Genomic DNA, 19,935 nt, shown 5'->3' with positions numbered 1-19,935 from the left:
CTGGCATTGTTTCCGCAAGGCTGTGTGTACCGGCAACGCGCGATCCGTGGCCTGGACAAAGCGCGGCGGCGCTGGCGAGTGGCGTTCGGGAGTCATAGCCTGACCGGCATCCAGGCGGCGGTTTCATCGGGACTTGGGGTGTCGGTTCTGCCTACGACCGCCGTGCTTCCCGAGCATCGGATCTGCACAGGTCTCCCGGATTTGCCGCCGACCGAACTTGCGTTGGTGAGCGCGGGCGGCGCGCTCAATGCCGTCCAGCAGGCATTGATCGAATTCTTGCGTGCGGAGATCAAGGCGTAGCATGGCCAGCGATGTCTTAGTGCGCGGCTTCTGACTTCGCCCTCAGTCCGGCCGCTGCGGTAGCGTACGCAACGCAGCGTTTTGCCAGAATATCCGTTGGATCCACTAGCGTGATCGTCCGTCCACGCGCGCTTAGCCATTGAGTGCCCGGAAGCAGCAACGGCAACTCCGTACATCCGAGAATCACAATCTCGACGCCTTCGTCGGCCAAGCCTTCGAGCGCCGCGCAGATGTCGTCCATACACTGTCCATTGACGAAACCCGCCTTTACTCCCTTCTTGCCATAGATCGCATTCATCACGCTTGCCTGCAAAGCCGGACTCGGCAAGACCTGCCGCAATCCCTGCGCTTCCAGCGCTTGCCGATATACGCCGCTCGCCACCGTTCCCGATGTCGCAAGGAGTCCGATTTCCTTAAGCGACGGAAATGAATCGCAAAGCATCTCGACCGTCACGGTCAGCATGTTGACGATGGGGATGCCGAGATACGGCTGGATCCGCTGCACGAACGCGTGTGCCGTGTTGCATGGGATCGCGATGATGTCGGCGTCGCCGCTCTCCAGTTTTTTGCACGTGGCGTACAACGAAATGGTTGGGTCCGGGCCGTCGCCGATCAGATTGTTAGTCCGATCGGGGATCTGCGGATTCTGCTCAACCAGCAGCTTGATGTGATCCTGGTCCCGCTTAGCCGGTGTGTTGCTGACAATCTTCTGCATGAAGTCCACTGTCGCCGCCGGGCCTACTCCGCCCACCACGCCGACCTTGAACAACTTGGCCGGCGACTCGTACTGCCCAGACACAATGTATTGGGCATACGCAAGATTCGAGTCGATTAGCGGGACGCTTAGCGCGCCCAGTTCGCCTGCAACGAGCGCGATCTCGGTCATGCCCGGCACGATGATCTCGGCGCCTTGCGCAATGAGATCGTCGCAAGCGGTCTTTAGCAGCGCAACCGGCTGACCGAGCAGATGGCCGGACTTGATGCCATTTTCCCCATATACGGCTCGCGTAACCGGGTCCGTGCCGTCACTGATTCGCGGATGGATGACATCGAATTCAGGCGCCGAAAAATAACGTTCGAAGAGACCGTTGCGCCGCGTGTAGTCCGATGCCAGCACACCAATGCGACGCACTGAAGGGAACTTGCGACGAACATGGTGTCGCACCGCCTCGATCATGTCCACGATCTGCAGGGGCGAGTTGGCCTTCAACTCGTCCATGAAGGTGTGGCTCAGGAAGCAAGGCAGCACGACCGTCTCTACGCCGCGTTTCTCGAATGCACGAATGAGATCGAAGATATAAAGCTTGCGTTCAACCGTCGCGGTGCTGGTCGCGCCGGCGCCGCGAAAGGGATGCTGCTCGAAGACGACATCGAAGTGATCCGCGTCACCGGTCGCGGGCGTCGACTTGACGAGCTTGAAAAACATGTCGGCGCTGGCGAGCGGGCCGAGTCCGCCAATGACGCCAAACGAGCGGCGTCCCTGCTTGTGCTTTTCGCTCAACTTCTCGCTCATTTTGCTTCGCCTTGCAACTGATCGAAGATCACGGTTTCCGCTCGTGTGAGTCGAGCCGTCTCCCGAGCCGTTTCCCATTTTGCAATCACGGCCGTTGCAATGCTGTTTCCGATCACGTTGGTCGCGGTCCGGCCCATGTCGAGTATCTGGTCGATCGCGAGGATCAGCACGACGCCGGACGGAGGCAGATGGAACATCGGCGCAACGGCGGCAACCACGACGACCGAGCCTCTCGCCACGCCGGCCATGCCCTTGCTGCTGACCATGAGCACGAGCAGCATCAGGATCTGCGTGCCTACCGGCATATCGATACCAAAGGCTTGAGCAATGAAGATGGCGGCGAACGCCTGGTACATCATTGAACCATCGAGATTGAATGCATACCCCAGCGGCAGCGTAAAGCCGACGACCTTCTTGTCCACGCCGAACTGTTCCAGCTTTTCCGTCAGGCGCGGATACGCTGCTTCGCTGCTTGCGGTTGAAAACGCCAGCATGGCGGGCTCGCGTACCGCCTTGAGCAATGACCAGATGCTGTTGCCAAGGAACGCGTACCCGGCGCCGATCAGGATCACCCACAGCAGTACCAACCCCACATAGAAGCTGCCGATCAGCTTGCCGTATGTCATCAGCACATCGAGACCATGCAACGTCACAGCCGATGCAATTGCGCCGAATACACCTACGGGCGCAAGCCGCATGACGTAGTCGGTGAGCTTGAGCATGGCGGGAACCAGAGCGTCGATAGCTTGCACGAGAGGTGTCACCCGTGGGTCCGACTTGATCGCACCTAGCACTACGCCGAAGAGCACGGAGAACACCAAAATTTGCAGGATGTCGTTGCGCGCCATCGCGTCGAGAATACTCGTCGGAAATGCGTGGGTAACAAAGTCCTTGAAGTTAAGCCCCGCGGTATTCAAGCCCGTGCTTACGTCGGAACTGGTCTGGACCATATGAAGGCCCGCACCCGGTTGCAGGAGATTGGCGAGGCAGAGGCCAAGGGCGAGCGATATGAGTGAGGCGCAGACGAACCAGCCCACTGATCGAATGCCAATGCGGCGTACGTCTTCTGTTCCATCCATTCCAGCAAGACCCGACACCAGCGTGGCGAACACCAGCGGTGCAATGATCATCTTGATGAGCCGCAGGAAGATGTCAGTGATGATGGAGAAGTAGCCGGCCATTTCTTTTGCCGCATTCGAATCCGCGGCTGTCCGGTGACAGACGTAGCCGATCACGACGCCAAGCACCATGCCGACGACGATATAAAGCGTTAACCGGTTTTTCATTTCAATCCTTCCAGGGGTATCTCGCACGGGGATGAGCGTGGGCCGCTGTGCGATGGGTTTGACGGAAAGTGCCTTGGCGTGTCTTGGCTAAGGGCCTTTTCTGTCTCTGGTCGGATAGTAGAAGCGGACAAAAAACCCGCGATGCGGGTTCAGCATGTCATTATGCGAGCGCCGCATAACTCGGGTAAACACTGAGCCTATGAGCTCAGACGGAGGAGCGCAGGTAGCGCCACAGGGTGTCAATAAACTCGTTTCTATTCGACGCGTCGCGGTACACACGCAACTCGACTTCGAGCTCCCATTCCTTACCGCCGCCCGGAACGAGTTCGCCATTTTTCAGCTCGGCTTGTATCGAGCTTTTCGGCAGCCACGCTATGCCTTCGCCCTCCAGCACCATCTTTTTGAGCACTTCCGCCATATCCGATTCGTAGTGCGGACGCAGTGCCGGTTGCGTCTTGGCACGGCGAAGCAGCAAGGCCAGACAGCGGCCAAAGTAGCTGGTCTCTGTGTACGAGATAAGCGGTAGCGGGCGGCTCGCCGTCCCGGGCAAGCGCAGAGAGGGCCCCGACTTTTGGTTCGGCTTGCAGACGGGCATGAAAGTGTCGATGCCGACCGTGAGGTACTCGTAGCGCGTGGGATCGAGATGAAGTGGCAGGTCGGGGTGGTGATACGCAAACATCAATTCGCAGTTCCCGTTCACCAGCATCAGGATGGAATCATGGACGTTAGTGGGAATCACGCGCGCCCTGACTTCGCGAAATTGTGCGGTAAGCGCGCTGAGCCACGCTGGAAGAAAACTCAGCGCAATAGTATGGCCCGCTGCAATCTGCAGCCCAATCCCGGGCATTCGCTGTTCCGTGCGAATGATGGCGCGGGTGTCGAACAGGCGGTTGAGAATGTCGTCGGCAGCTTCCCTGAAGAGACGTCCGGCCGGTGTCAGCGTGGGCGGATAACTGCTGCGGTCGATCAGGTCGGCTCCGACCCATTGTTCGAGCGCCTGGATCCGCCGGCTGAAACCGGACTGCGTGACATTGCGAACCTCAGCGGCTCGCGAGAAACTTTGGTATTGGGCAAGAGCCACAAAGTCCTCGATCCATTTAATCTCCATATCGTTCCCTGCTGGCTTCTCATCGAGAAGCGAGTGTTTACATGTTGGGCGAGACAACTGCAGTCATGCGCGTGTGACGGACGCTGTTTAATGAATGGCAAGGCTTCGCTAATTGAGGACGATTGTATGCGAGGGCAAACCAACTTACCGCCGTAAGCCAATGACTAGCGCGTATCAGGCGCTAGCCGGCGCGTGTAGAGCACTTAGGAACGCCATGTGTTATTGCGCTTGAATCTACACCACAGCTTAAAATTTGTTGACAAGCTCTAAGCGATATCTGACACTCGATACCATGCAAAAGCTCACGTCCGTAGTGGTAATTAAACGAATGAACGCCCATTGGGGTGCTTCATCGGGGACGTGTTTGCATTGGAAATAGGTAAAGATGCGCAAACACCAGGCCCTACCGAAAAACGGTTGGGCCTTTTTTTTGTGGTGCCTCCGTCTTTCGGTTTAATCGACGGAGAAGATGATGGTTGGATCAAGCGAGCGGTTTGTTTTTCGAGCGGCACCCGAAACCTCGGCGTCAGCGCATGCGCTGTCGCCGGAGATGGTCATTCGTTTTGTTATACAGCCAGGCCAAACCGCCTCATGGCGCGTGCGGTCGGATTCCGAGTTGCGCGTGGGAACGGCAAGGGTCTGGGTCACGCGCATCTTTTCGCCTTACGACCACTGGTTGCAAACGGGCGATGTGCTTCGCGTGGCGCAAGGCGAGCGCATCTGGTTAAGCACGGACGCCAGTATAGCGGCGGAAATTTCCCTGACCAGCGCGTATGCTGTCGCACGCAGACCGCTGTTCAAGTGGATCGAGCGACTTGGAAATTACCTCGCTGATATTTCTCGACTGCGATCACGCTAATCGCTTAGCGGGTTAGTGAGCTAGCGGCCGGTTCTATCCGGCCGCTAGCTAACGCGTTAGCGGAATTCAACCTCAGGGGATGTTCAATGCTTCAGGTTTGGGGACGACGCAACTCGTCCAACGTTCAGAAGGTCATGTGGCTGATCGGCGAGCTTGATTTACCGCATGAGCATATTCCTGCCGGAGGGAGTTTCGGTCTGACGCAGAGCGCCGAATTCCTGACCCTGAATCCGCATGGGCGCGTGCCGGTCATTAAGGACAGCGACGGTACGATTGTGTGGGAGTCGCACAGCATCTTGCGATACGTGGCAGCGCGTTATGGCAGCCCGCGTTTCTGGAGTGACAACGCCGGTACGCGGTCTCAGGCGGATCGCTGGATGGACTGGTCTCAGAGCAGCTTGCAGCCAGCCTTCTTAACGGGCGTGTTCTGGGGCTTTTACCGGACGCCGGAGGCCTTGCGCAATGCGAAGAGCATTGACGAGAACCTTGCTCGTTGCGCACAGCATTTCCAGCTCCTCGACCGGATGCTGGCCGAGCGGCCCTTCATTGCGGGAGACAGCCTGAGCCTGGGCGATATTGCGGTCGGGTCTAACCTCTATCGCTATTTCGAACTGGATATCAAGCGGCCCAACGTTCCGAATGTGGAAGCGTGGTATGAACGGCTTCAGCTTCGCCCGGCGTTCCGTGAGCACGTGATGATCCCGTTCGATGAATTGTTCGGGCGGCTCGACTTCTAGCATGGACTAGCGCGCTAAGACAGCATGCTTAAGCGTTTAAGCAACACGCCAAGCCAATGTCACTTGCGGTCGTGTATATGCTCGACCAGATAATCGATCAACGCCCGCACCTTGGGCGGCAGAAAACGATTCGGCGGATAGAGCAACCACACCGAGCCCACATAAGCGAGTGCTTCGAGGTCCCAGTCGGCGAGCACCTGCACGAGTTCACCACTTTCTAACGCTCCGGCTGCGGTGAATTCCGGCAGGTTCGCAATACCGAAATCCTGCTGTGCCGCTTCGAGCCGCGCGCCCGCATGGTTCGCGATATATCGCCCGCTCACCTCCACGGTGTGCGTTTCCGCGCCTCGCCGAAAACGCCAGCGGTTGTCGTCGGCGGTCTCGCCGAGATAGAGGCAGTCGTGCTGCGCGAGATCGCGTGGGTGCTTGGGCGTGCCGCGCGCACGTAGATACGCGGGCGACGCGCACAACACCCAGCGCACCGAACCCAGCCTCCGTCCTGCCAGACCGGGCGGCGGATGATCCGTTAGCCGGATCACGAGATCGAGATCGTTCTCGAGCGGATCGACTTCGTGATCCGCATACAGCAACTGCAGATCGACCTCCTCATACGCGCGCAAGAAGCCCGGCACGAGCGGATGAATGACTGTTTTCGCAAAGGCCGTTGGTGCGCTCACGCTGACTTTCCCCTGTGGCCGGCCGACCAGTGAACCGGCTGCATCCACGGCGCCTGACGCCGCGCTCACGATGTCGCGGCAGAATCGAACCACCTGCTCGCCCGATTCTGTCACCTTCACCTTGCGCGTGGATCGTTCAAGCAGCCGTGTGGCAAGCGCTTCCTCAAGACGTTTGATCTGGCGGCTGACCGTTGACGGTGTGCTGCCTAGTTGGCGAGCGGCCACGGAAAAGTTGCCGGCATCGACGACACGGGCGAATACGGCCATATCGGGCAGCAATGCAAAGAGTTCTGTTTGATTCATCGGGCCGTCGCGAGTGGGAGCGCAGGATTAATGCATCTGCGACATAAAGGCTTTGCACATCGACCCGATTATCGTCGCATGTGCAACGCTCGACAATACGGACTCATCCATTGAGGTCCGACCATGCCCAAGCAAGACCGCCTGCTCTTATTGTCCGACCTCATGTTGCTGGTGGTCGCGGTGGTCTGGGGAACCAGCTATGGAATCGTCAAGAGCGCGCTCGTGTTCTATCCGGTGCTGGGCCTGCTGACGCTGCGCTTCGGCATTACGTTCGTAATGTTGTCGCCGGCGTTGCGAAGCTTGCGTCAGGCCGACGCGCGAACGCTGCGCGGCGTGTTTATAGCAGGCTTACTGCTGCTGGGCATTTTCCTGAGCGAAACGTTCGGCGTGCTGCTGACGCGTGCAGCTAATGCGGCGTTCCTGATCAGCCTGTGCGTGGTGCTGACGCCGCTGGTCGAGTGGATGCTGCTCAAGCGCAGGCCCGGCCGGATTGAATGGGCAGCAGTCGCGCTCTCGCTGTTAGGCGCATGGCTGCTTGCCGGTGACGGCGCCGTCGTGTTGAATCCAGGCGATGCGCTGATCTTGCTTGCCGCCTTGCTGCGTGCGCTGAATGTCTGTGTGACGAAACGCGTGTTGCGTGATTCTTCGCTGCCGCCTTTGTCAGTGACGGCCGTGCAGTCAGGTGTGGTCGCATTTGGCAGTGCTGCCGTGGCGCTCGTGTTTGCGCCGCAGCAGTGGCGGCACGTGCCGTCGTTTGCCGGGCATGAGCCGTTTTGGGGCAGCGTGTTTTATCTGGTCTTTGCGTGCACGTTGTTCGCGTTCTTCGCGCAGAACTACGCGATCAAACGCAGCAGTCCAACCCGCGTTGGGTTGTTGATGGGTAGCGAGCCCGCGTTCGGCGCCTTGTTCGCGTGGCTGTGGCTGGGCGAGAAGATATCGCTTATTGCATGGGTCGGTGGCGGTTTGATTGTCGTGGCGTCCATGCTGGCGACGGTGCGCTGGCGCAAGGCGGTATTGGTGAATGTCCCTCGTGCTTCAGAGGTTTTGCCGTGACGCGGACACGGTCTCGGAGGCATTCAGGTTGGTTTTCTCGATCGCCGCTCTTGCCCCGGTTTTCAACTGTGTGACAGCTTCAATCAGAGCGTGCCGTAACACTTCGTTCGAAGCAAGTTCGAGACTAAAGACATCGCGACAACCGAGCATCGCATCGACAAGACTTTCCGGCTCATCGCCCGCATTGGTAGCCAGCCCAGTCAGCCGCGAGGCCAGGGGATCGCTGATAGCGAAAGTCGTGCCGTCGTCGGCGCGTCCGCGCAAGAAAATGAACCAGGCTGCAACGCCAAGCGCCAGCCGCAATATTGGCTGGCCCCGTTCCAGGCGCGCCCCAATAGTCGCGAGAAGGCGCGGCGGGATCTTCTGACTGCCGTCCATGGCAATCTGCGCACAGCGATGTTTGAGCGCCGGGTTCGCGTAACGTTCGAGCAGTGCATCGCGATACGCCATGAGGTCGAACGAAACCGGAACACTCAAGGTCGGTGCTATCTCTTGCGTCATCATCGAATGAATCAGCGTGCGCAGGGGTCCGAAGGAAATTGCTTCGTCGATGGTCGCAAACCCCACCAGCATCGACAAATAAGCGAGTGTCGAATGGGTGCCGTTAAGCATGCGCAGCTTGGCAAGTTCGAATGGCATTACATCATCCACGAGTTGCGCGCCTACTCGTTCCCATGCGGGTCGCCCGGCAGGGAAGCGGTCTTCGATCACCCATTGACGAAAAGGCTCGCACGGGACCGGCGCTTCGTCGCGCAGCCCAAGCGCCGCGGCCGCGGCATCACGATCGGCGTTCGTGGTCGAAGGAACAATGCGGTCGACCATCGTTGACGGGAAGGCGACTTCGCGCTCGATCCAGCTTGCCAGCGCTTCATCGAGCATGCGAGCGTGGGAGCAGACCACCTGGCGCAACGCTGCGCCGTTGTGCGAAAGGTTGTCGCAAGAAAGCACGGTGAACGGCGCGATGCCAGCATGGCGCCGAGTTCTCAATGCGGCGACGAGGATGCCCGGTACCGTGGCGGGCTCGCCGGGATGTTCCAGATCATGTGCGATGCCGGGATGGCCGAGGTCGACGTCGCCCGTCTTCGCATCGCGGCAATAGCCTTTCTCGGTGACCGTCAACGAGACGATCCGCACATTTGCGTCGGCGAGCAACTCGAACAGGCGCCCGCGGTCATGGGGTAGCGCGAGCACTTCACGCAGCGCGCGAATAACTATTGTCTTCACACCTTGCAACCCGCGTTCCACGACGCTATACAAGCCATCCTGCGCCATCAACGCATCGCGCTTTGTCACGTCGCCTTGAAGCGTGACGCCGCAGATTGCCCAGTCGCCACCCGCGGCAAGCATGGCCTCTTCCGTATAAACCGCTTCGTGCGCCCGATGAAAATTTCCGATGCCCAAATGAACAATGCCAATGCGTGGATCGCGCCACTCGGACGTCAGCAGATGATCCTCAATCAACGGGAGCGATTTGCGGCAAAGCACGGATTTATTGGACATTTCAAATAGCCTGGAGCGGGAAAACCCTTGGTTGACGACTAAGTCTACTTGTATGGTAGCATCAATTCCACTGATTGCACCTCAAGGAAATCCCCATGAAAATCGTCCGCGCCGATGTCATCGTCAGTTGTCCGGGACGCAATTTCGTCACGTTGAAAGTGGTGACCGACGAAGGGGTGTACGGCATTGGCGACGCCACTCTCAATGGCCGCGAACTCGCGGTGGCATCTTATTTGAAGGACCACGTGTGTCCGCTGCTGATCGGTCGCGATCCGGGGCGCATAGAAGACATCTGGCAGTTTTTATACAAGGGCGCTTACTGGCGCCGAGGGCCGGTGACCATGACCGCCATCGCCGCGGTGGACGTGGCGCTGTGGGACATCCTCGGCAAGGTCGCGAATCTGCCTTTGTACAAGTTGCTTGGCGGCGCGTCGCGTGAAAGCGTGATGGTCTACGGGCACGCGACCGGACGTGATATTCCTGAAGCCCTCGACCGTTATGCGGAGCATGTGGAGGAGGGGTACCAGGCTATCCGTATTCAATGCGGCGTGCCCAACATGCGTTCGGTGTATGGGGTATCGAAGGGGGCGGGCATGTATGAGCCGGCAACCAAAGGCGCGGTGGAAGAGCAAACATGGTCGTCGGAAAAGTATCTCGACTTCGTGCCGAAACTCTTCGAAGCGGTGCGCGACAAGTTCGGTTTCGATACCCATCTGCTGCACGACGTCCATCACCGCCTCACGCCGATTGAAGCCGCGCGCCTGGGTAAATCAATCGAGCCGTATCGTTTGTTCTGGATGGAAGACCCAACGCCTGCTGAGAATCAGGCCGGCTTCCGGCTGATTCGCCAGCACACGGTGACACCGATCGCGGTGGGCGAAGTATTCAACAGCATCTGGGACTGCAAGCAACTGATTGAAGAGCAGTTGATCGACTACATTCGCGCCACGCTCACGCATGCGGGCGGCATCACGCACCTGAAGCGCATTGCGGATTTCGCTTCGCTTTATCAGGTTCGCACGGGTTGCCACGGGCCGTCGGATTTGTCACCGGTCTGCATGGGCGCGGCGCTTCATTTCGACTTGTGGGTGCCGAATTTCGGCGTGCAGGAATATATGGGTTTCCCGAAGGAAGCGCTCGATGTTTTCCCCCATGCATGGACCTTCGATCGGGGCACGATGCATCCCGGTGAGGCGCCCGGTCATGGCGTGGATATCGACGAGGAACTCGCGGCGCGCTATCCGTACGACCCGGCTTACCTGCCGGTCGCGCGACTCGAAGACGGCACGCTCTGGAACTGGTGAGCGGCGATGTTTAACCGCTCGACATAACAACAAGGAGATAGGCAATGGCAGATCAGAACAGCAGCGCGATGTTACGCCGCGTCGCCTTTGCATCGACGATAGGAACCGCTGCCGAGTACTACGATTTTTTCGTCTACGGCACGGCTGCAGTGCTCGTGTTCGGCGCGAAATTCTTCCCCAGCAGCGACCCGCTGATCGGGACGCTCGCTGCGTTCGCGACTTACGCCGTAGGTTTTATAGCGCGGCCACTAGGCGGCATTGTGTTCGGGCATTTCGGTGACCGCATTGGCCGCAAGAAAGCGCTGATCGTCACCATACTGATAGTAGGTCTTGGGACATTCCTGATTGGCCTACTGCCTGACTATTCGCAGATCGGCATCTGGGCGCCGGCTGCACTCATCCTTATCCGTGTGCTGCAAGGTTTCGGTGTTGGCGGAGAGCAAGCAGGCGCTGTGTTGCTGACGGCCGAATATGCGCCGCCGCCAAAGCGGGGTTTCTTCGCCAGCCTCGTCCAGCTCGGCGCACCTGCGGGCTTCCTGATTCCGGCGGGCATCTTCGCCATTCTCACTGCCACGCTCACGCACGAGCAACTGCTCGACTGGGGCTGGCGGCTGCCGTTCCTCGGCAGTATCGTACTGGTCGTCGTGGGCCTGTATATCCGGTTGCGTACAGAGGAGTCACCGGTCTTCGCGGAGATTCGCAGAACGCAGGCAGTCGAGTCGCGCCCGGTCGTGGAAGTGGTCCGGCAATTCGGGCCCACGATCCTGAAGGGTGTCGGCGCGAAGCTGATTGAAGCCTGCACGTTTGCGATGTACACGATGATCGTGCTGGCTTACGGCCGCGTGCACGGTATCAGTGAGAGCCTGCTGCTGCAGACGATCATCGTTGCGGTCACGCTTGAACTGATAGCGATTCCGCTTGCCGGCGCACTGTCGGACCGTATCGGCCGCCGCGCCACATTCATTGCAGGCAGCTTGCTGCAGGTCCTGCTGGTCGTGCCGCTGTTTCATGCCGTCGACAGCGGCAGTCGTCTTGCGATCCAGACAGTAATGATTCTCGCGATTACGGTCGGTCACAGTCTTTGCTATGCGCCGCAGGCCTCGCTCTTTCCCGAACTTTTTCCGGCGCGTGTGCGTTGCAGCGGCATTGCGCTGATCTGGCAGATTGGCTCGTTGATCGGCAGCGGCGTACTCGGACTTGTGGCCGTGAAGATGCTTCAGATGACGGGTGGCAGCTCCGTCGGACTGATCGTCTACGTGATGGCACTAGGCATTGTGTCCACGCTGTGCATTTATCTTTTGCCCGAAACCGCGCCTTTGCGTCGTGGCGGCGATCTTCACGACTGGGGCACGCAGCCACTCGCTACGACTCCCCGCGAAGCGCATTCATCCCCTGTTTTCGCGGCGCGCCGCTAGCCCAAGCGCTGTGCTTCGGCACGCACACTATTCAACGGAGTTTCTCATGCTTGCAGCCGTCCTTCACGAACCGAAACGCCTGAGTATTGACGAGGTGGATGCCCCTCAGCCACAGCCGGGTCAGGTTCAGATTCGCGTGCGCGCAGGCGGTATCTGCGGGTCAGACCTCTCGTATTACTTCAAGGGCAAGAGCGGCGATTTCGCGGTCCGGGAACCGTTCGTCCTGGGTCATGAAGTCGCGGGTGAAATCGCTGCACTCGGGGAGGGCGTGAGAGGCTTGCGCGTGGGCCAACGCGTTGCCGTGAACCCGGGTCTGAATTGTGGCGAGTGCCGGTTTTGCGTGAAGGGCATGACCAATCACTGCCTGAATATGCGCTTCATGGGCAGCGCTTCGACATTCCCTCACATGCAAGGCATGTTCCGACAATACATTGCCGTTGCCGCGCGCCAATGCGTGCCTGTGCCCGATGCACTCGACTTCGCGCAGGCGTCGATGGCGGAGCCGCTTGCCGTTGCATTGCACGCGTTGCGGCATGCGGGATCGCTGGTCGGCGCGCAGGTACTGGTGATCGGCTGCGGACCCATAGGCTGCATTTTGCTATCGGTCGCGCGGCGAGCTGGAGCGCATCGCCTCGTCGCATTGGACCTCGCCGACAAAGCGTTGCAAATGGCCGCGACGCTGGGTGCCGATCAGACCGTACTCGCCACCGACCAGGCACAGGTCGAAGCGTGGTCCCAGTCACGGGGCACCTTCGACATCGTGATCGAAGCCTCTGGCAGCCCTGCGGGACTCGACACCGCGCTTCGGGCCGCACGCGCGGGTGCCGCCGTGATCCAGGTAGGCAACCTGCCGGCAGGGCAGTCGCCGGTCGCGGCCAATCTCGTGATGGCGAAGGAATTGCGTTATCAAGGATCGTTCCGTTTCACCGATGAATACGCCGTTGCCGCCGAAGAAATCGCCACCGGCAAGATTGACCTGAGCCCGTTGATGACGCATGTCTTTCCGCTCGCGGATGCAAACCATGCGTTCGAAGTGGCGCATGACCGCAACCAGTCGATGAAGGTGCATTTGCAGTTCGACTGAATCCCTATTACTGCGTTGCCCGAACGCCCGATCACAAAGAGGCGTATTTCAGGAGACATTCATGTTCAGAAGCCAGCGATGGTTCGTGGTCGGTTTGCTGTTTCTAGCTGGCGTAATCAACTATCTCGATCGCGCCGCACTCTCGATCGCAGCGCCCTTGATCCAGAAGGACCTCGATTTTTCGCATGCGCAGATGGGCATCGTGTTCAGCAGCTTTTTCATCGGCTATGCGCTGTTTAATTTTGTCGGCGGCGTGCTGTCGGACAAGATCGGGGCAAAGAAAGTGTTCGGCGCGTCCATGGGTATCTGGTCGCTCTTCTGCGGAGCGACCGCGCTGGCTAGCAGCCTGTTTTCGTTGATCGTGCTGCGGGTTCTGTTCGGCATGGGCGAGGGACCGTTCAGTTCATCGAACAGCAAGATGGTCAACAACTGGTTTCCGCGCCGCGAGGTGGCCAGCGCCATTGGTGTGATCAGTTCAGGTACGCCACTGGGCGGCGCGCTGGCGGGACCGGTGGTCGGCTACATGGCGATCCGCTTTGGCTGGCGCTGGGCGTTCGTCGCAATCATGGTGCTCGGTCTGGCATGGCTCGTGGTGTGGACCTTGACCACCACGGAACAACCGCAGCAGGACAAGCGCGTGAAACCCGAGGAGCTTGCGTTGATTGTCGCCGGCCAGCAGCAGGCTTCGTCGATGGAGCATGCGCCCGAAGGCGAAAAGATGGGGCTGAAGTTCTACCTGAAGCAACCGATCATTCTTGCGACAGCGTTCGCCTTTTTTGCCTACAACTACGTGCTGTTCTTCTTCCTGTCCTGGTTCCCCACGTACCTGACCGAAGCACATCATATGTCGCTCCATGACATGAGCATTGCGACCGTGATTCCCTGGGTGCTCGGCAGTATCGGGCTTGCCGCTGGTGGTTTCATCACGGACCTGATTTTGCGTATCACGGGTAAGCCGTTGCCTGCCCGGCGGATCGTTTTATCGGTATGCCTTGGGGTCGCAGCCGTGTGTGTCGGATTTGCCGGACGAGTGGAAAGCATGGAGGGGGCGGTCGCGCTGATGTCCGTATCCATCTTCTTCCTCTATGTCACGGGCGCCGTTTATTGGGCCGTGATTCAGGACACCGTCCGACGCGAGAACGTAGGGGGCGTAGGCGGCTTCGTGCATCTGCTGGCGAACCTCGCTGGCGTGATCGGGCCGGCAGTGACGGGCTTTATTGTGCAAGCGACGCATGGCGCGTATGGCAGCGCGTTTGTACTCGCAGGCGCTGTTGCGGTGCTGGGGTCACTTTGTTCGTTGATATGGATTCGCGAACCGCGTGGCGACAAGCTGAAGGCGCGGCGCGTGGTGGTCTCGTAGGTTTCGCTCGCATCGGTGGGCGGTGTTTTGGGTTTTCGGCGGGTTCGAGGTGGGCAGGGGTGAGGCCGGGGCGTCTCCATCGATGATTCTGATAGCTCGGCATTGCCTCAAAGAGTAGGAAATGCGTTTTTAGGAGCAATCCGCGAACGATAATGACGCTTGTAACGCTGCACAAGCCCGCCACGCGGTCATGAGACGAAGGGCGGTGCGCGGCGGCCTACCGTCTACAAGTGTGGCCGGGCTGCTAACAGCCTGTCCCATTTGGAAGGTGGGAGTGAGATATACGGGGAGTCGCTTCCATCATCGCCGATTGAAAACGACACATATACATCGGTGTAGTCAAACCATGCAATTTGAGGAACCGGTGTGCTGAATGTATGCTGCGCGAGCTTCTTTCCGCTCTTCGCATCAAATATTCGCCCAACGTATTTTGAATCCCCTCCAGGAACCCACTGCAACACGCACCGCTCGGCTATGTAAAGACCATCCGGCGAGGTCGATCTTTCGCATTCGTCGCCGCGGGGCGTGGTATCGAAGAGGACGAAATAGAGCACGCCGACAACCGTCGCGCTGAGCGCTGCGCGCTTGAAAAAGGGCCTCATAGAGGTATCGTGATTCGTGGGACAACCGGAACATAACAGCGATCCGAGTAGGTAACGAAGTCGCCGCCCCGCTGGTGCTTGAGCGCCCACTTTCGAAAGTCGCTGTTGTAAACGGGGTAGTACACGTTACCTTTTATAAGTGGATTGCCAAGGGTGACGGGGTAGTCTGAATAGGGAATATAAGGCGACGTTGCGGCAACAGCATCAAGCGGAATAACAATTGCGCCGTTGCTGCTCCAGTGACCTAAATACTGTGATCGTTCGCCTCTGTCGTCGGTGAATGTGTAGTTATCTTTCACGTATACCCAGATGCCCGTGACCCTCGCGACTTTTTGCTGCGTCTTTATATCCCACCTGACTTCGGCGTGGCCAATGGCCGCGTAGATATTGAACGAACCGAGCGCGCCCGTCAGATCGTCGGGTGCGCCGCTGCGCTCCCATTGGGTCGCTAATAAAAGTTTTATTTTTTGCGCGAATGTACCGTCTACACCGACCCGTTGAAATTGAAAATGACGATGCAGCATAACGGGGTCTTTTTTGCAAAGTTCTTCAGGGAAAATGTCGCCGTAGAACTCTTTATAAGGGGTGAGTATAACGCGGAGTTGGTCGATCGCTTTCTGCGTTCGAATGCGCTCGTTTATCAGTAAGTCGAAACTTTCCTTTGTGTGCGTGAACGTGCGTACCCAATCGATTTTTACCGTGGTGGTGTCGTACATATCAGGCTGGTAAGGCTTGCCGTTCTGATCTATTTCCGCTTTTTCATCAGCAGTTGTTGGAGAATAGTTAAGCCTTCCCGCGAACCACCGTTCCATGAGGGCGGCTGAGACCGGTAAGTGCAGCTTACGCATTGCGCCCGGAATTTCTTGAATGTCGAACAGCGGCACCGTTTTTTTCTGTTCAACAGGGTTTGGCTTTGGTGCTTTCGGCGGATCAGGCGTCTCCATCCAAGTTTTGAAGCGCGAATGTAATTCCATCATTTTTATTAATCCATCGCCCGGCTGTGGCTTTGGCCTCTTTGGGACGGGTGCGGGCGGCGGCTTGGGTTTCTCGCGCACGGGTGGCGCACGATCCAGAGACAGCGACACTTCGCGCACGACGCGCGCGCCGTCTTTTTTGCTAAAGTACGGCAACAGCTTATTCCACTTGTAATACGGCAGAGTCATTAACACGTCTCCGATCCTCTTGCAGTTAATCCGCATCGAATACGTGGCCGTTTGCCGGAAGTCATCGATGGTTTTGTTTTGCGCAACGACCGTAACGCTAACGCACTTTTCTGCGGACGCATCTCAATAAAGAGGTAAGTGCGGGGGTATCGTTCAACGGTTTAGCGTCAGGGACTTTGCAACAACGCGCGGATCGCACCGATGCTCCAGAAGACAGACCGAGCGGCGCTTCGGCACCAGTGACTGAACCGGCCCAAGGTTCACTCCGCGCTATTGCGGACATCATCGCCGCTTCCGACGTCCCAAATTGACTGCAATGGCGTGGTAGTATGGTAGATGACAAGATGAGGTCCGCGCTTCATCTTTGTCCTCTCTTTACTCCTCGTTCAGGTGTGGGTCATGGTCACGAAAAACGTCTTGCCGGCGCCGTTGCGACGCACCGCGTCTTCGTCAGACGACGTCGGTCGCGACAAAAGAACGACTTCTTCCATACCGCCAGCCGCCGTTGCCCGTAGCCGCGCTCGCGCCACTGAACCGCGTGGTGCGCTACCCGATCTGCGCGGTCAACTTCGCGTTGAATCGCACGAACCCATCGGCAAGCAAATCTTTCGTGCCCTGCGTGAAGCCATTTTTTCGGGCGCGCTGGTGCCGGGCACGCCGCTGTCCGAGACCGAAGTTTCAGACATGTTCCAGGTCTCCCGGCAACCGGTTCGGGAAGCGTTTATCAAACTTGTCGAGTCGGGCGTGCTACAGGTGCTGCCGCAAAGAGGGACCTTCGTGAAGAAGATCTCACCGCGACGAGTCCGCGAAGGCAGGTTCATCCGGGAAGCGATCGAGGCCGCCGTGGCTCGCAAGGCCGCGCTTGAAATCACGGAGGCGCAACTCGCCGACCTCGCTGAAAATCTACGCGATCAAAAGACTGCTGCGAAGGTGAACGACACCACGTCGTTCCTCGCACTCGATGAGCGCTTCCATTTCCTGATAGCGCAATCTATTGATTGTGTCGCTGCATGGGACACCATCCAGGACATCAAGGCGCAGATGGACCGCGTGCGGTATCTGAGCCTGCCGGAAGTCTCGCCGCTTGAATTGCTGATCAAGCAACATGCACGGATTGTGAGTGCACTGAAAGCGCATGATGCCGATGGCGCCGAAGAAGCCATGCGCGCGCATTTGCGCGAGATCCTGGTGTCGCTAAAGCCGGTTGCCGAGCGCAACCCGGATTGGTTTGAACCAGATGAAGGCGAGCGCGTCCACCTCGCTAGCTAGCCTGCGACGCGCGCTCCACTCTGCTCTTACACGATCTCGATTTCGACGAACACAACCTCGTGGTCGCTGGCATTGACGACGTTGTGTTCAACACCTTTCAATCCGGCATAACTCTGCCCGGCATGCAGCTCGGAAACGCGGTTGCCCGTTTTGGTTTCGAGCAGCAGTTCCCCGTTGGTTTGCGGAACGACAATGTAGTCATGTCCATGGACATGCCAGCCTGTCTCGGCGCCCGGCGCGAATCGCCACTCGGTGACTATCGCGCGATCGTTTGATACCTGCTGCGTGGGGACTGCCGGTGTGCGAGTCATGCGCTTTCCTCCAATGTTGGACGGTTTCAGGCCATCAGCATGCGGCCCAGTTCGATCAATCCTTTGTCGCTTCCGGGCGGTCCGATCAACGACAAGCCCAGCGGTACGCCGTCTATCTGCATCAACGGTAGCGAGAGCTGAGGGCATCCGCCGAGTCCCGCGACGCACAGCATCCTGATCGCCTGGTTTCGGTACGACTCCAGCGCTTCGTCTGTGTCCGACAGCAGCGGCGCGACGTCGGGCATCGTAGGCATGAGAATAATGCGCCCGCCGTCGAACAGGTTCAACAAGTTCGCACGGAATTGCTCGCGCACGCGCTCACTCTCCTCGTTCTGCGCCGGTGTGACTGTACGTGACCATGCGAAGCGTTCGCGCACGCCCGGGCCGAGCTGGAAGTCGAAACGCTGGATCGATTCGCCCTGACTTTGCCACGCCTGGAATCCCTGCGCGTAACGAAACGCCCAGTAGAGCGCGTCGGTTGCGGGCGTCATGATGTCGACGCTTTCTATCGATCCGAAGCACGCATTGACGCGGTCCAGTGCCGCGAAGAAGACCTTTACCACAGGCTCCGGCAGTCCGGCCAGCACTTCGCGCGGCAAGCAGGCTTGCGGTGTTGATGGGAGCGTCGCGGTATCTTCACCAAGCAACGCGTTGCCCACGCGTGCAAATGTGTCGATGTCGCGCGTGAACCAGCCGCAGGTGTCGAACCCCGGCGAGAGCGGCATGCAGCCATCGAGCGACACGCGCGCGTGGGTCGGCCGCAAGCCGATCAGGCCGCAATGACTCGCCGGAGCGCGGACTGAGCCGCCGGTGTCAGTGCCGAGCGCAAAATCGCAAAGCCCATTCGATACCGCCGACGCCGACCCCGAGCTCGAGCCGCCTGTCACGCGATCCGGTGCAGCGCCATTGCGTGGAGCGCCGAAGTGCGCGTTCTTGCCAGTCATCGAGAACGCCAGTTCCTCCGTATAGGTCTTGCCCGCGAAGGCCGCGCCAGCCGCGAGCAAGGCCTCGACAACTGGCGCATTGGTCGTCTTGATGCCGGACATGGCCAGCATGTGCGGGTTGCCGCAGCCGGTCGGGTAACCGACCACATCGAAGATGTCCTTTACGCCGAACGTCAGGCCCGTGAGCGGGCCGCTCGCGGCATGAGGCACGAGATGATCGGGGTAGGGTACGAAAGCGCGATACGAGGCGATGTCTGGTGTCATTGTGGTGTTAGTGAGTAGGAACGGTTTCGGTCTTCGATTCCAGCGTGGCGATTTCGTCGACCCGGATGCAGCGGACTGAACGCGCGTTACCGGCCAGGCGTTCTTCAGGCTGTGTCTGCAGGCAGCGGTCGATCGCATGAGAGCAACGCGGCGCAAACGCGCAGCCGGGCGGCAGCGCGGAAAGGTCGGGCGGCGCACCACCAATTGTTTCCAGCCGTACGCCTTTTTTCATGGCGCCTTGCGTGCGGCCCTTCAGCAACGCAATGGTGTAGGGATGCCGCGGTTCGGTCAGCAGCGCGAGCGCCGGCCCTTGCTCGACGATCCGGCCCGCGTACATCACCGCGATGCGATCCGCGACCTCGGTCGCGGCTCCTATGTCGTGCGTGACGAACACAATCGACAAGCCAAGTTCCTGTTGCAGGTCACGCAGAAGCAGCAGGATCTGGATCTGTACGGTCGCGTCGAGCGCGGTAGTCGGCTCGTCGGCGAGCAGGACGCGCGGTTCGCACGACAACGCCAGCGCGATCATCGCGCGCTGGCGCATGCCGCCCGACATCTCGTGCGGATACGCATCCAGCCGACGTTCGGGGCTCGGAATGCGGACCTTTTCGAATAACGCCAGCGCTCGCTTGCGAGCCTCAGCCCTCGATACTCGCTGATGCCGCCGCACCATCTCGGCAATCTGCGCACCGAGCGTGTAGACCGGATCGAGGGCGAGCAACGGTTCCTGGAAGATCATCGATACGACCTTTCCGCGCAGGTCCGAAAGCTGCCGGCGCGAGAGCTTCAGGACGTCTTGCCCTTCGACGTCAAGTCCACCTTCTATTTGCGTCGTCTTCTCCGAATGCAGCCGCATGATTGCGCGCAGCGTGACGCTCTTGCC

At 59.1% G+C, this 19,935-nt stretch carries 18 protein-coding genes; 9 read left to right on the top strand and 9 right to left on the bottom strand.

Features of this window, described 5'->3' with window-relative positions; translation table 11 throughout:
* The coding region (locus tag JWR14_RS02630; protein WP_299700822.1) for a LysR substrate-binding domain-containing protein at positions 1–300 on the top strand (300 nt) is incomplete at its 5' end.
* A 16-nt stretch (positions 301–316) separates the two neighbouring features.
* Here JWR14_RS02630 and JWR14_RS02625 read toward each other — a convergent pair.
* The 3 genes from JWR14_RS02625 to JWR14_RS02615 all read right to left on the bottom strand — a co-directional run bounded on the left by JWR14_RS02625 (position 317) and on the right by JWR14_RS02615 (position 4,207).
* Positions 317–1,813: an amino acid racemase gene (locus JWR14_RS02625; RefSeq protein ID WP_299700818.1), complete on the bottom strand. Its 1,497-nt coding sequence runs from the start codon at positions 1,811–1,813 to the stop codon at positions 317–319.
* A complete protein-coding gene (locus JWR14_RS02620) occupies positions 1,810–3,099 on the bottom strand; it encodes a dicarboxylate/amino acid:cation symporter (RefSeq protein WP_299700815.1) in 1,290 nt (429 codons plus the stop codon). The genes JWR14_RS02625 and JWR14_RS02620 overlap by 4 nt, the downstream gene beginning before the upstream one ends.
* 205 nt (positions 3,100–3,304) lie before the next feature.
* Positions 3,305–4,207, bottom strand: coding sequence for a LysR substrate-binding domain-containing protein (locus JWR14_RS02615; RefSeq protein ID WP_299700812.1), 903 nt, complete (start codon positions 4,205–4,207; stop codon positions 3,305–3,307).
* Between the two features lie 469 nt (positions 4,208–4,676).
* On the opposite strand from JWR14_RS02615, the gene JWR14_RS38505 reads away from it, so the two are divergent.
* Together JWR14_RS38505 and JWR14_RS02610 are read left to right on the top strand one after the other, a co-directional pair.
* Complete coding sequence (locus tag JWR14_RS38505; protein ID WP_366144500.1) at positions 4,677–5,066, top strand: DUF2917 domain-containing protein; 390 nt, start codon at positions 4,677–4,679, stop codon at positions 5,064–5,066.
* 86 nt (positions 5,067–5,152) lie between these two features.
* On the top strand, positions 5,153–5,803 hold the full coding sequence (locus tag JWR14_RS02610; protein WP_299700809.1) for a glutathione S-transferase family protein: 651 nt from the start codon (positions 5,153–5,155) through the stop codon (positions 5,801–5,803).
* A 59-nt stretch (positions 5,804–5,862) separates the two neighbouring features.
* Here the strand turns inward: JWR14_RS02610 and JWR14_RS02605 are convergent, their stop codons facing one another.
* Complete coding sequence (locus tag JWR14_RS02605) at positions 5,863–6,783, bottom strand: LysR family transcriptional regulator (protein ID WP_299700806.1); 921 nt, start codon at positions 6,781–6,783, stop codon at positions 5,863–5,865.
* Positions 6,784–6,906: 123 nt separating this feature from the next.
* Here JWR14_RS02605 and JWR14_RS02600 point away from each other — a divergent pair, with 123 nt between their 5' ends.
* On the top strand, positions 6,907–7,836 hold the full coding sequence (locus tag JWR14_RS02600) for a DMT family transporter (RefSeq protein WP_299700803.1): 930 nt from the start codon (positions 6,907–6,909) through the stop codon (positions 7,834–7,836).
* On the opposite strand, the gene JWR14_RS02595 is transcribed toward JWR14_RS02600, so the two are convergent.
* The gene (locus JWR14_RS02595; protein ID WP_299700800.1) at positions 7,819–9,336 is read right to left on the bottom strand and encodes a mannitol dehydrogenase family protein; all 1,518 of its coding nucleotides are present in this window, start codon (positions 9,334–9,336) and stop codon (positions 7,819–7,821) included. The two genes, JWR14_RS02600 and JWR14_RS02595, sit on opposite strands and share 18 nt — an antisense overlap.
* 95 nt (positions 9,337–9,431) lie before the next feature.
* Between JWR14_RS02595 and manD the strand changes: the two genes are divergently transcribed.
* From manD to JWR14_RS02575, 4 genes are all read left to right on the top strand, one after another.
* Positions 9,432–10,640, top strand: a complete 1,209-nt coding sequence (gene manD / locus JWR14_RS02590; RefSeq protein WP_299700797.1) for a D-mannonate dehydratase ManD — start codon at positions 9,432–9,434, stop codon at positions 10,638–10,640.
* A gap of 44 nt (positions 10,641–10,684) precedes the next feature.
* Positions 10,685–12,055, top strand: coding sequence for an MFS transporter (locus tag JWR14_RS02585; protein WP_299700794.1), 1,371 nt, complete (start codon positions 10,685–10,687; stop codon positions 12,053–12,055).
* Between the two features lie 46 nt (positions 12,056–12,101).
* The gene (locus tag JWR14_RS02580; RefSeq protein WP_299700791.1) at positions 12,102–13,139 is read left to right on the top strand and encodes an L-idonate 5-dehydrogenase; all 1,038 of its coding nucleotides are present in this window, start codon (positions 12,102–12,104) and stop codon (positions 13,137–13,139) included.
* Between the two features lie 61 nt (positions 13,140–13,200).
* Entirely contained in the window at positions 13,201–14,499 is a 1,299-nt protein-coding gene (locus JWR14_RS02575; protein WP_299700788.1) for an MFS transporter, read from the top strand.
* 598 nt (positions 14,500–15,097) lie between these two features.
* On the opposite strand, the gene JWR14_RS02570 is transcribed toward JWR14_RS02575, so the two are convergent.
* Entirely contained in the window at positions 15,098–16,264 is a 1,167-nt protein-coding gene (locus JWR14_RS02570; protein WP_299700785.1) for a DUF6402 family protein, read from the bottom strand.
* 399 nt (positions 16,265–16,663) lie between these two features.
* Between JWR14_RS02570 and JWR14_RS02565 the strand changes: the two genes are divergently transcribed.
* Positions 16,664–17,533, top strand: a complete 870-nt coding sequence (locus JWR14_RS02565) for a GntR family transcriptional regulator (RefSeq protein WP_299700782.1) — start codon at positions 16,664–16,666, stop codon at positions 17,531–17,533.
* Between the two features lie 26 nt (positions 17,534–17,559).
* Here the strand turns inward: JWR14_RS02565 and JWR14_RS02560 are convergent, their stop codons facing one another.
* The 3 genes from JWR14_RS02560 to JWR14_RS02550 form a co-directional block, all read right to left on the bottom strand.
* Positions 17,560–17,844 carry a cupin domain-containing protein gene (locus JWR14_RS02560; RefSeq protein WP_299700779.1) on the bottom strand — a complete coding sequence of 95 codons (285 nt, stop codon included), beginning with the start codon at positions 17,842–17,844 and terminating at the stop codon, positions 17,560–17,562.
* Positions 17,845–17,870: 26 nt separating this feature from the next.
* On the bottom strand, positions 17,871–19,052 hold the full coding sequence (locus tag JWR14_RS02555; protein ID WP_299700776.1) for an amidase: 1,182 nt from the start codon (positions 19,050–19,052) through the stop codon (positions 17,871–17,873).
* A gap of 7 nt (positions 19,053–19,059) precedes the next feature.
* Positions 19,060–19,935 (bottom strand): ABC transporter ATP-binding protein (locus JWR14_RS02550; protein ID WP_299700773.1); only part of this gene is annotated, 876 nt, incomplete at its 5' end.

Origin of the sequence: Caballeronia sp., assembly GCF_028292365.1 — a bacterium.
GTDB lineage: Bacteria > Pseudomonadota > Gammaproteobacteria > Burkholderiales > Burkholderiaceae > Caballeronia.
The sequence above is the reverse complement of the archived record's forward strand: the minus strand, read 5'-3'. Positions and strand labels throughout refer to the sequence as shown.

Bases quoted from the DNA above. Each gene is read 5' to 3' on its own strand.
- JWR14_RS02625 (WP_299700818.1), bottom strand. From the start codon at position 1,813: ATGAGCGAGAAGTTGAGCGAAAAGCACAAGCAGGGACGCCGCTCGTTT.
- JWR14_RS02620 (WP_299700815.1), bottom strand. From the start codon at position 3,099: ATGAAAAACCGGTTAACGCTTTATATCGTCGTCGGCATGGTGCTTGGC.
- JWR14_RS02615 (WP_299700812.1), bottom strand. From the start codon at position 4,207: ATGGAGATTAAATGGATCGAGGACTTTGTGGCTCTTGCCCAATACCAA.
- JWR14_RS38505 (WP_366144500.1), top strand. From the start codon at position 4,677: ATGATGGTTGGATCAAGCGAGCGGTTTGTTTTTCGAGCGGCACCCGAA.
- JWR14_RS02610 (WP_299700809.1), top strand. From the start codon at position 5,153: ATGCTTCAGGTTTGGGGACGACGCAACTCGTCCAACGTTCAGAAGGTC.
- JWR14_RS02605 (WP_299700806.1), bottom strand. From the start codon at position 6,783: ATGAATCAAACAGAACTCTTTGCATTGCTGCCCGATATGGCCGTATTC.
- JWR14_RS02600 (WP_299700803.1), top strand. From the start codon at position 6,907: ATGCCCAAGCAAGACCGCCTGCTCTTATTGTCCGACCTCATGTTGCTG.
- JWR14_RS02595 (WP_299700800.1), bottom strand. From the start codon at position 9,336: ATGTCCAATAAATCCGTGCTTTGCCGCAAATCGCTCCCGTTGATTGAG.
- manD (WP_299700797.1), top strand. From the start codon at position 9,432: ATGAAAATCGTCCGCGCCGATGTCATCGTCAGTTGTCCGGGACGCAAT.
- JWR14_RS02585 (WP_299700794.1), top strand. From the start codon at position 10,685: ATGGCAGATCAGAACAGCAGCGCGATGTTACGCCGCGTCGCCTTTGCA.
- JWR14_RS02580 (WP_299700791.1), top strand. From the start codon at position 12,102: ATGCTTGCAGCCGTCCTTCACGAACCGAAACGCCTGAGTATTGACGAG.
- JWR14_RS02575 (WP_299700788.1), top strand. From the start codon at position 13,201: ATGTTCAGAAGCCAGCGATGGTTCGTGGTCGGTTTGCTGTTTCTAGCT.
- JWR14_RS02570 (WP_299700785.1), bottom strand. From the start codon at position 16,264: ATGACTCTGCCGTATTACAAGTGGAATAAGCTGTTGCCGTACTTTAGC.
- JWR14_RS02565 (WP_299700782.1), top strand. From the start codon at position 16,664: ATGGTCACGAAAAACGTCTTGCCGGCGCCGTTGCGACGCACCGCGTCT.
- JWR14_RS02560 (WP_299700779.1), bottom strand. From the start codon at position 17,844: ATGACTCGCACACCGGCAGTCCCCACGCAGCAGGTATCAAACGATCGC.
- JWR14_RS02555 (WP_299700776.1), bottom strand. From the start codon at position 19,052: ATGACACCAGACATCGCCTCGTATCGCGCTTTCGTACCCTACCCCGAT.